The sequence below is a fragment of the Rugamonas brunnea genome, assembly GCF_014042345.1.
Taxonomy (GTDB): Bacteria; Pseudomonadota; Gammaproteobacteria; order Burkholderiales; family Burkholderiaceae_D; genus Rugamonas; species Rugamonas brunnea.
The window spans coordinates 25092-35659 of sequence record NZ_JACEZT010000028.1; the positions used below are offsets into that span (position 1 = coordinate 25092).

General features: G+C 67.5%; 10 protein-coding genes. 4 read left to right on the plus strand and 6 right to left on the minus strand.

Annotated elements, in window-relative coordinates; all coding sequences use genetic code 11:
- Window positions 1–145: 145 nt before the first annotated feature.
- Both H3H37_RS24505 and H3H37_RS24510 read right to left on the minus strand, forming a co-directional pair.
- The gene (locus tag H3H37_RS24505; RefSeq protein ID WP_311197591.1) at window positions 146–2179 is read right to left on the minus strand and encodes a putative bifunctional diguanylate cyclase/phosphodiesterase; all 2034 of its coding nucleotides are present in this window, start codon (window positions 2177–2179) and stop codon (window positions 146–148) included.
- 137 nt (window positions 2180–2316) lie between these two features.
- Window positions 2317–2982, minus strand: coding sequence for a GIN domain-containing protein (locus H3H37_RS24510; protein ID WP_182167455.1), 666 nt, complete (start codon window positions 2980–2982; stop codon window positions 2317–2319).
- A 279-nt stretch (window positions 2983–3261) separates the two neighbouring features.
- Here H3H37_RS24510 and H3H37_RS24515 point away from each other — a divergent pair, with 279 nt between their 5' ends.
- The 4 genes from H3H37_RS24515 to H3H37_RS24530 are packed head-to-tail and all read left to right on the plus strand — an operon-like array spanning window position 3262 to window position 6341.
- Entirely contained in the window at window positions 3262–3963 is a 702-nt protein-coding gene (locus H3H37_RS24515; RefSeq protein WP_182167457.1) for a methyltransferase, read from the plus strand.
- On the plus strand, window positions 3960–5198 hold the full coding sequence (locus H3H37_RS24520) for a sulfotransferase family protein (protein ID WP_182167459.1): 1239 nt from the start codon (window positions 3960–3962) through the stop codon (window positions 5196–5198). The genes H3H37_RS24515 and H3H37_RS24520 overlap by 4 nt, the downstream gene beginning before the upstream one ends.
- Window positions 5195–6124, plus strand: coding sequence for an arginase family protein (locus H3H37_RS24525; protein ID WP_182167461.1), 930 nt, complete (start codon window positions 5195–5197; stop codon window positions 6122–6124). Before H3H37_RS24520 ends, H3H37_RS24525 begins: the two co-directional genes overlap by 4 nt.
- The gene (locus H3H37_RS24530) at window positions 6105–6341 is read left to right on the plus strand and encodes a hypothetical protein (protein ID WP_182167463.1); all 237 of its coding nucleotides are present in this window, start codon (window positions 6105–6107) and stop codon (window positions 6339–6341) included. The genes H3H37_RS24525 and H3H37_RS24530 overlap by 20 nt, the downstream gene beginning before the upstream one ends.
- A gap of 34 nt (window positions 6342–6375) precedes the next feature.
- Here H3H37_RS24530 and H3H37_RS24535 read toward each other — a convergent pair whose 3' ends face one another.
- The 4 genes from H3H37_RS24535 to H3H37_RS24550 form a co-directional block, all read right to left on the minus strand.
- Window positions 6376–7146 carry a ParA family protein gene (locus H3H37_RS24535; protein ID WP_182167465.1) on the minus strand — a complete coding sequence of 257 codons (771 nt, stop codon included), beginning with the start codon at window positions 7144–7146 and terminating at the stop codon, window positions 6376–6378.
- Between the two features lie 116 nt (window positions 7147–7262).
- Complete coding sequence (locus H3H37_RS24540) at window positions 7263–8498, minus strand: TIGR04552 family protein (RefSeq protein ID WP_182167467.1); 1236 nt, start codon at window positions 8496–8498, stop codon at window positions 7263–7265.
- Between the two features lie 176 nt (window positions 8499–8674).
- Window positions 8675–9070 (minus strand): hypothetical protein, encoded by a 396-nt coding sequence (locus H3H37_RS24545; RefSeq protein ID WP_182167469.1) that lies wholly within the window; start codon window positions 9068–9070, stop codon window positions 8675–8677.
- Window positions 9071–9257: 187 nt separating this feature from the next.
- Window positions 9258–10415: an iron-containing alcohol dehydrogenase gene (locus H3H37_RS24550; protein ID WP_182167471.1), complete on the minus strand. Its 1158-nt coding sequence runs from the start codon at window positions 10413–10415 to the stop codon at window positions 9258–9260.
- Window positions 10416–10568 lie beyond the last annotated feature (153 nt).

A 10568-nucleotide genomic window follows, 5' to 3' on the forward strand; every position in this document is an offset into this window, starting at 1 on the left:
GCGCATGCGGTCCGCCATCCAGCATAGGACGGGGGCGCGCGCCAATCTACGCGGATTGTCACGCGCGGAAAATTTCATGGAGGCGTGGCCGGCGCGCGGGAAAAGTAAATGATACGGGCGGTGTAGGTGGCAGCTACGGGGTGACTCATGACGCCGCGTCGACGGGCGCTGACGGGCCAGGTGCCGGCGCCAATGCCGATGTCGATGTCGATGTCGATGCCGGGGCCGGGGGCGCAGCCGTAGCCGGCGCTGGCGCTGGCGCGCAGGCGGCCGCCGTCGCTGGCGCCGCCAGCCGCGCCAGCAGCGCGTCCACCGGCGCCGCGCGCCCATACAGGTAGCCCTGCATGCAATGGCAGTGGTGGCTGATCAGGAAGTCGGCCTGGGCCTGGGTTTCCACGCCCTCGGCCACCACCCGCAGCTTCAGGTGGCGCGCCATGTCCAGGATGGTTTGCACCAGCGCGCCGCTGCCGCTGTCGTGCGGCGCGTCCGTCACGAAGCTGCGGTCGATCTTCAGCTCGTACAGCGGCATGCGGCGCAGGTAGGCCAGGCTGGAATAGCCGGTGCCGAAATCGTCGATGGAAAAACGCAGCCCCAGCGCGGCCAGCGCGTGCATGCGTTCGATGGTGGCGTCCATCTTGTCGACCAGCAGGCCTTCCGTCACTTCCAGCACCAGCATGCTGGCCGGGGCGCCGCTGGCGGCCAGCGCGGCGCGCACCTGCTCGACGAAGCCGGCCTGGCGGAACTGGCTGGGGCTGACGTTGACCGACAGCGTCAGCGCGTGCCCCGCCTGCGCCAGCCGCAGCGCCGCGGCGCAGGTCTGCTCCAGCGCCCACTGGCCCAGTTGCAGGATCAGGCCCGACTCCTCGGCCACGGGGATGAACACGGACGGCGGCACGGCGCCGCCGCCGGTCAGCGGCCAGCGCATCAGCATCTCGGCGCCGATGGTGCGGCCGTGGCGGTCCACCTGGGGCTGGGCATGCATCTCCAGCCGGCCGGCCGCCAGCGCGGCGGCCAGGTCGCGCTCCATGTCGAGCCGGCGTTCCACGTCGGCCTGCATGGCCGTCTCGTAGAACGCGACGCCGTTGCGGCCGTCGGCCTTGGCGCGGTACATGGCGGTGTCGGCTTCGCGCAGCAGGTCCTGGGCGTTCTGGCCGCTTTGCGGCAGCAGCGTGACGCCGATGCTGGCCGAGCAGGTATAGCGCTGGCCGTCGATCTCGAACGGGGTGGCGATGGCGTGGCGGATCTTGTCGGCCACCGTGCGCGCGGCCAGCGTGGCCGTCTCCAGCGCCGGGGCCAGGTGCGACAGCACCACCACGAATTCATCGCCGCCGATGCGGGCCACGGTGTCGGCCTTGCGCATCAGCGGTTGCAGCCGCCCGGCCACGGCCTGCAGCAGCGCGTCGCCGGTGCCGTGGCCGCGCGCGTCGTTGATGAACTTGAAGCGGTCCAGGTCGATGAACAGCACCGCGCTGTAGTGGCGGTCGCGGGCGCTGGCGGCCAGCAGGTTGTCGATGCGGTCGATCAGCAGGCGCCGGTTGGGCAGGCCGGTGAGCACGTCGTAGAACGCGAGCCGGTGGATGTCGTCGTTGACGGCCACCAGGTGGTTGCGGCTTTGTTCCAGCGAGGCGGCGCTGGCGGCCAGCTCGTCGAGCGAACTGGCCAGGTGGCGCAGCAGCACCGCGCACGACAGCGTGAGCACGGCCGCGATGAACAGGAAGTTGAGCGCGATGATGAACGAGCGCTGCGCGCCATAGGCGGGCAGGCCCATCACCTGCGAGCCGGCGTCGGCCTGGTAGCCCAGGGCCAGCACGGTGGCCGTGGTCAGCGCCAGCATGCACAGGGCGGGGCGGAAGCCGAGCAGCAGCGCGGCCAGCACCGGGATGGCCAGCAGGTAGATCTGGCTGATGGGGCCGACCTTGAGCAGCAAGCCCACGCCCACCACGTAGATCACGCCGAGGAAGTGCCACACGCGGCTGGCGTAGGCCAGGCGCCGCAGGCGCCAGATGGCGCCTATCCACAGCATGGCGAGCACGTCGATGGCGGCGATCAGCCAGATGCCTTCGTGCGCGGCCAGCAGCGCGCTGGGGATGGCCGTGGCCACGCCCAGCATGAACACGACCAGCAACAGGCGCGCGAAGATTTGCGCGCGCCAGTGCGCAAGGGCGGTGGGCGCAGCCACGGTATCAGCCTCCAGGGTATGCGGACGGGAACTTCACTTTCGCTACCGATGGTAACGGCAATCGCCGGGCATGTCACTATGACAATTGTCCCGGTTGAGTCCGGCTGGAGCGCGACCAGCGCCGTTCGATCGCCCCGTCAGTCGCCGGCGCTGACGCTGCCGAAGCCCTGCACCGACTTGTTGATCACGCGCGGATGGCCGTAGTAGGACAGCGAGCCCATGCCGTGCGCGACGGCGTTCAGCGTGTCGTGCGCGTACACGCTGACCGCGCCCACGCCCTTGAAATTGACGTCCACGCGCTCGGCCTGCAGCGCGTGGGTGTCGACCTCGCCCACGCCCTTGGCGGCCAGGCGCAGCAGCTTGATCTTGCCGTTGGCCACCAGGTGGCCGGCGCCCAGGTAGCTGATGTCGAGCCGCTCGCCGGCCACCCGGTTCAGGATGGTCTCGCCCGCGCCTTCCACCTTGACCCGGCTCAGCGAGGGCAGGTTGATGGTCACGTGCGGGCCGCCGCCGCCGACCTGGCCGCTGTGCCGCTCGGGCAGCGTGATGTTCAGTTCGTTCTGCACCACTTCCGTCCTGATCTGGGAGAGCAGCTCGTCGCCGGCGCTGACGGTCACCGCTTGCGGCTGGCCCACGTTCACCGTGATGCTGATCGGCCCCTTGCAGTTGATGGCGATGAACGGCGCCACGGTGCGCACGCTGTTGGCGGCGCCGGCCGGCGCCGGCAGCAGCGTCAGCAGTAACAGCGGCAGCGGAAGCGCCACGGCGGCAAGCCGGGGCACGGACAGGGACAGACGGCACATGGAACGCTCCTTGTTGGGTAAAAATACAACATTATTGTTATGGCATCCTATCATTGTACGGCGTGCCTGCGGCGCCGGGGTGCGCGGCGCGACGAAGCGCCGTTTTGGTGGGATGAACGGTCGTCACTTGCAATAAGTATGTTGCTGTTTCGATACGTTTTTATGTTATTTTAAAACTAATCTGCATTTCGGCGCCGGCCCCGCCTTGGCTATACTCGACGAGGCCGGGCCGGCGCCGCTCCCTTCTGTTTCACTAGTGACTCACTGCGAAGGAATGACATGGAACACGTACATGCTGCAGGCTTGTCCCAGATCGACCGTTGGCAAAAGAACCGCCAGAAGGCGTTCAAGGCCATCCCGCCCGAGGGGCGCATGATCAAATACCTGGGCAAACAGTTCATGGTCTACCCCGGCACGTTCTGGCCGTTCACCGACAGCCAGCCGCTGGTGCGCCAGCTGCAGGTGGACCCGGGCGACGCCGTGCTCGACGTGGGCACCGGCTCGGGCGTGATCGCCGTGCATGCGTGCTACGCGGGCGCGGGCCGGGTGCTGGCGCTGGACGTGAACCCGTCGGCCCTGCGCAGCGCCACCTACAACGCGGCCCTGCACGGCTTCGAGGACGTGATGGAGGTGCGCGAATCGAATCTGTTCCAGAACGTGGGCGACGAGCAGTTCGACGTGATCACGGCCAACCTGCCGTTCCGCGACAAGCCGGCCCACGACGTGGTGGCGCGCTCCCAATGGGACACCAACTTCGAAACCAACACCGGCTTCTTCGAGCAGGTGGGGCGCTACCTGAAGCCGGGCGGGCGCATCTACTTCGCCCAGGCCAGTTTCGGCGCCATCGAGCAGACCCGCAAGCTGGCCGAGGCCAACGGCTACACCGTGCGCGAACTCGACAGCGCGGCGGCCGACAAGGCCGAGACGAAAAAATTCTTCGTGTACCTGATCCAGCGCGCCGCGCCGGTTCGGCCCGCATGAACCGGCTGATCGAGGCCGTCAATGCGATACGCGCCGTGGCGCCGTCCGAGCTGGGCGGCGCCGTGCGCCAGGTGGCCGTGGTCCTCACCAGCCCGCGGTCCGGCTCCAGCCTGCTCACCAGCGTGCTGGCGCGCCACCCCGGCATCGCCACGCTCGATGGCGAGATCGAACCCTACCTGGCCCTGACCGGCAACGGTTTCGGCTACTCCAGCAACAGCGACGCCATCGGGCCGCTGGCCAACCGGGCCGCGCTGGCCGACTGCGTGCTCGACGACCTGACCGTGGCCGGCGACGGCCCGCCCGACCTCGACCTGCTCAAGCGGCGCTGGCGCAACCGGCTGCTGCTGCAATTTCCGGCCGTGTTCGCCCAGCCGTCCGAACTGCGCCGGCTGGCCCAGTCGCTGGACGAGGCCGTGACGGCCGGCGCGGCCCAGCGCTGCGCCAGCGAGCGGGCCTGGCAGGAATACGTGCTGGGCAAGGTGTTTCGCCACGATGGCTGGCGCATGGCCTATTACGACGGCATGGCGCGCGACGGCGCCACGGGCGGCTTCGACGTGCCGCTCAAGCTGGAGGAGCCGCCGTTCGTGATGCCGCGCCACCACCGGCGCCGCTTCGGCGCCGCCGACGCGGCCGACAAGGTGCTGCTGTTCAAGACCCCGCCCGACGTCTACCGGCGCGGCCTGTATGAGCAGTTGTTCCCCAACGCCGAGATCAAATACATCCACCTGACGCGCGGCTACGCCCAGGCCGTCAATGGCCTGATCGATGGCTGGCAGTCGCCGGTCGGCTTCTTCTCGCACGACCTGCGCTGGGCCGGCGTCGACTTGCGCATCGCCGGCTACACCGACGTGCTGCCGTTCGGGCGGCGCTGGTGGAAGTTCGACATGCCGCCCAACTGGCGCGAATTCACGGCCGCGCCGCTGGAGCAGGTGTGCCTGAACCAGTGGCTGTCGCCGCACCGCGCCGTGCTGGCCTCTGGCGTGCCGGCGCTGCGCCTGCGCTTCGAGGATTTCCTGGCCGACCCGGTGGCCGCCATGGGCCGCGTCACCGGCTACCTGGGCTTGCCGCCCATGGCCATGCAGGCGCAACTGCCGGTGACCATGGCCACCGAGCAGCCGACCCGCCAGCGCTGGCGCAAGCGCGAATCCGCCTTGCTGGCGCTGGGCCGCCAGCCCGAGGTGGCGGCCATGATGGACGCGCTGTCCTACAGCATGGACCCGGAGCAGTGGTCATGAAGCGCCGCCTGCTGGTGCCGTTCCTGATGGGCCAGCGGCGCGACGGCCTGGCCCGCGTGTGCGAACTCGACCGCCACGACTGGCAAGTGGTGCAGGTGGACGAATGCCAGGCCACGGCCATCGCCGACCGCGGCGAGCAGATGCGCAGCATGGGCAAGGTCTATGGCCGGCTGGCCACGGCCGTGCGCGACATCGTGCGGGCCGGCGACGTGCCGGTCAGCATCTCAGGCGACTGCGTGTCATCGCTGGGCATGCTGGGCGGACTGCAGCAGGCGGGCCGGCCGCCCGAGCGCATCCTGTGGTTGGACGCGCACGGCGACTTCCACACCTGGAACACCAGCCAGACCCGCTACCTGGGCGGCATGCCGCTGGCCATGCTGGTGGGCCGCCCCGACCGCCGGCGCGACAACCGCGACGCCATCGGCGCGCTGCGCGCGGCCGTGGGGGTGACGCCGTTCCCCGAGCAGCGCATCGTGCTGTCGGACGCGCGCGACCTCGATCCCGGCGAAGCGGAGGCGGTGGCCGCCTCGGGCCTGGTGCATTGCGAGATTAGCGACATCCTGCGCCACCTGTCGCCGGCCGAGCGCCTGTACGTGCACTTCGACACCGACGTGATCGACGCCGAGGCCCAGATGCCGGCCCTCAAATACCACGTCAAGGCCGGCCCCAGCCTGGCCGACATGGGCGCGCTGTTCCGCGCGCTGCGCGGCTACAATATCGTGGCCGTGTCGGTGTCGGCCTGGCACGAGGAGAAGGACGTCGAGAACCGCGCCGCGCTCGCCTGCCTGGAACTGTTGCGCGAGCTGGAGCCTGAGCCGCAGCCGGTGAGGGAGCCAGTGAAGGAGCCGCAGAAGGAACCGCAGAAGGAGCACGCGCCCGCGCCGCGACGCTTGCGGGAGAACGCTTATGCCTTTCAAAAATATTGATGGCTACGAAGTCGAGTGCACCGGGGAATTGCTGGAGGGTACCAAGTTGTGGGGCGCGTACGTGTGCATCAACGCCCCGTCCAGCAACCCCATGCACATGAACACCATCTATCCCAAGCGGCGTGTGTCGGTGGAAGTGACGCTGGCGGACCGGGCCGCCGCCGAAGCGGAGGCCGAGCGCGCGGCGGCGCGCATCCTCAAGGAACTGCACCCCTAGCGCGGCGCCCGGACCGGCGCTGCTCGCACGGCCATTACGCCGCCTGCAATTCCTCGTACAGCGCGAGGAACTCCTGGCTCAGCTTGTGGCGCGCGTCCAGGTGGATCATGGGCAGGTTGCGGTCGTGCGATTCGCGGATGCGGATCGAGCTCGACAGCTTGTTGTCCAGCACCGGCAAGCCTTCCTCCTTGAGCTCGTCCACCAGCCGTTGCGGCAGCAGGGCGCGCGGCTGGAACTGGTTGACGACGATGCCTTCGATCTCCAGCCCCGGATTGTGGTCGGCCTTGATCTCGGCCACGTTGTTGACCAGCGTGTACAAGGCCTGGCGCGAGAAGTCGTCGCAGTCGAACGGGATCAGGCAACTGTCGGCCGCGATCAGCGCGGACTGTGTGAAGAAGTTGTAGGCCGGCGGGGTGTCGACGAAGATTTCATCGAAGTCCTTGCTCAGTTCGTTGAGCGTGTCGCGCAGCTTGTAGATCTTGTGGCGCGATTCCAGCTTCGACTGCAGGTCGCCCAGTTCCGGATGCGCCACCATCACGGACAGGTTCTCGAATGGCGTCTCGTGCACATACTGGCTGGCCGCCTTGGCGAACATGGAAAAACTCAGCAATTGCTCGAAATAGGCCCCCATGGTGGGGGCCACGTCGTCGGCCGCCTGGCCCAGCAGGTAGCGGCTGGCGTTGCACTGTGGATCTATGTCGATCAGCAAGGTTCGCTTGCCCTGGTGTGCCGCGATGGCGGCCAGGTTCACCGCAATGGTCGATTTACCGACGCCGCCTTTCTGATTGAAGATCACACGTTTCATTGCTGTTCCATGGGTGGATGAGGATGGAACGATTCTAGCATGGTGCGATGCAGCAACGAATGATGCGGATATCACGCTTGTGTCAATTTGATCACACTGGCGCAGCGCGCTGGGCGTCAATGTGCTAAGGCGGTAACAGGCGCGGCGATGGGGCCGGGGCTGGGCCCGGCTTCGGACGGGGACGGCGGCGCGGCGGCGGCCAGCGGCGGCTGGCAGGCCGTGATCCAGTCCTGCAGGGCCCGCCCCAGCACGCGCAGGCGCGCCGTCTCCACCTGGCGCCGCTTGTACGCCTCGTGGCTGGCCGGGCCGCTCAGGCTGCGCTCATGGCTGGCCTTGTCCATCAGCTGGATCTCGTATTCGAAGAAGAACCCTACGTCATAATCGCCGAGGTCGGCGCCGGGGTCCGGCTGCAGGTGGATCATCTTGCGCACCGTGACCTGGATGCTGTTGAAGCCGGCGCCGCTGTGCGGGTTGTCGGTGCGCGTCTGCGGCTGGGCCAGTTGCGCCATTTCCTCGTCCATGCGCTGCAGCAGTTGTTCCGGGTAGCTGTCGCTGTGTTCGAGCACGGCCCGGTACTTGCTGAATACTTGCTTGGCCGCTTCCAGGTCGAGCAGGGTGTTGCGTGTTCGCTGGGCGTCCACGTTGGTCACCGACAGCAGGTGGGCGCGCTGCAGGGTGCGCAGCGCCAGCAGGCATTCGAAGCGGGTGTTGAAGATCAGCCGCACGCCCAGGTGGTCGTAGATGTCGGCCGCCAGGTAGGCCGCCTTTTGCAGCAGCTTGAGCAGGATGCTGTGGCGGCCCTTGTTGTTCTTGCGTTCGAACTGCAGCAGCGGCAGGCACACTTCGCCGTCGGTGAGGAAATGGTGGCCGTCGGCGTCGCAGTGGATCACTTCGTCCAGGCTGGCGAACACCTGCTCGCGGATGGTGGCGAAGTGGCGCAGCTTGAGATTGTTTTCGAGGTAGAAGATGCCGTGCATGACCTTGAGCACGGCGCACGACCACATGCGCAGCAAGTCCGACTGCTGGCCACGCATGGAGGCGTACACCAGCAGTTGCAGCGGATCGTCCGGGGTGGCCACGGCGGCCGGGATCAGCTGGGCCTGGCTCGGTTCCAGGAAGGTGTGGGCGATGAACTCGACCGCCTCGCGGTGCACGCGGGCGATGTGGGCGGGCGCGGCCGGCTGGTCCAGGTCGAAACCGTATTCGCGCACGAACTGGCGCGCGTCATGCAGGTTGCGCAAGGCCAGCGCGGACAGGTCTATGGCCGACACCCCATTGGCGATCGCGTTCAGATAGCTCCAGTTGAGCGAAAACTTGTGCTTACTTTTGAGCGAAGCGCGTAGTTCGGTCATGGCACGCGGACAGGAAGCAGCAATCTGCCCCACCGCGCCAGTCACCCGTGGCGAGGGTGGGGGACGACGAGCGGGCGGCACACCGCACGCTCGTCCGATTCAGTATTGCAGCCTGCTGTGCGGCAGTCAATCTATCCGCGCCACAACTTGTTTTGCTCTGCACAAAAACGCCGGGGTCAGCGGCCCACCCAGGCGACTACGGTGCTGGTGTCGATGGTGGCGGTCAGGCCGGAGACGCTGCCGTTAGGGGATTGTTGGAACGCCATGCGCGTCCTGCCGTCCGTGGAGACGAACTTGTCGGCCGCTACGGCCAGGATTTCCATTTCGGGTTGGCCATCGAACTGGGCGAAATAACGGCGGTTGTGGCTGCTGATGGACAGGGTCTGGCCATTGTCCATGCTGTACTGGCCACGGAACTCGACGAATTCCCGTGGCGTGACCAGGTTCTTTGCCCGCGCGACGCGCTGGGTGGGAATGGCTGCCTGCTCCGTCGTGTCCGACGCGGCCGGCTGGGTTTGGGCTTGCAATGCGCTGGCGGCGCAGAGCAATGCCAAGGCAACTGGGGTGCGCATGATGAACCTCCCATGGAATCAAACGCAGTGTATTTTTGATAACTACATGGCTCAGTATAGTGGCCCCGTCCCTGATGTACAGGGAGCGGCCAGCCTTCGGCAGCGAAAGAGTGGTTGATGGTCAGGAGGCGACTGAAACGATATATGTCAAAAAAATGATGTTGTTTAAATAATATGTGTCATGTCGTCACAGTGCGCTCTGCAGGATGGCGCGGCTGACGTCGAGGTTGATGTCGCGCCGTTCGCCCAGCTTGCCCATGCCGTGCGCGGCCAGCTGGGCCAGCACGGCCTCCACCGCCTCCTGGCCCAGGCCGTAGCCGGACAGCCGGGTCGGGATACCCACGCTTTCGAAGAAGGCGCGGGTGCGGGCGATGGCGGCGTCGATGCGCTCCTCCTCGCTACCGTCCGTGATGCCCCACACGCGGGCGCCGTATTGCAGCAGCTTGTCGCGCTTGCTGTCGCGCCGCACCTGCAGCAGGGCTGGCAGCACGATGGCCAGCGTGCGCGCGTGGTCGATGTTGTAGAGCGCGGTCAGCTCGTGGCCGATCATGTGGGTGGCCCAGTCCTGCGGCACGCCGGCGCCGATCAGGCCGTTCAGGGCCAGCGAGGCTGCCCACATCAGGTTGCTGCGGGTGTCGTAATCGTCGGGCGCAGCCAGCGCGCGCGGCGCGATCTCCACCAGCGTTTGCAGCAAGCCTTCGGCGAAACGGTCCTGCGGCAGCGCTTGCGCCGGGTAGGTCAGGTATTGCTCGGTGGTGTGGACGAAGGCGTCCACCAGGCCGTTGGCCACCTGCTTCAGCGGCAGCGAGTAGCTGCGGGTCGGGTCCAGGATGGAGAACTTGGGGAACAGGTGTTCGCTGCGGAATGGCTGCTTGGTGTGGGTGGCTTTGCGCGTGACGACGGCGCCGTTGTTCATTTCCGAGCCGGTGGCCGGCAGCGTCAGCACGGCGCCGAACGGCAGCGCGCGCTGGACCACGGCGCCGCGGCTGCTGGCCACCTCCCACGCGTCGCCATCGTACACGGCGGCCGCGGCCACGAACTTGGTGCCGTCGATGACGGAACCGCCGCCCACGGCCAGCAGGTAATCCAGTTTTTCGGCGCGCACCTGGGCGATGGCGCCTTCCAGCGTCTCGAAGCTGGGATTGGGCTCGATGCCGCCGAATTCATGCACCACGCGTCCGGCCAGCGCGGCCCGCACGTCGGCCAGCGTGCCCGTCTTTTCCGCGCTGGCGCCGCCGTACAGCAGCAGCACGCGGGCCGTTTCTGGCACCAGCCGCGAGAGGGCGGCCGTGGTGCCGGCGCCGAATACGATCTTGGTGGGGTTGTAGTACTCGAAATTCAACATGGTGGCGTTCCTGAAGGCATGGTCAATGTCATGGCGCCACGCGCGGCCCGAGGGCGTGCGCGGCACGGGCAGTGTAGCAGGAGGGCGCCTTGAGCGTGCGGCGGCCGGCGCAACGGCCAGGACCGGCGGCCGGCGGCTGGCGTGCGGTGCGCG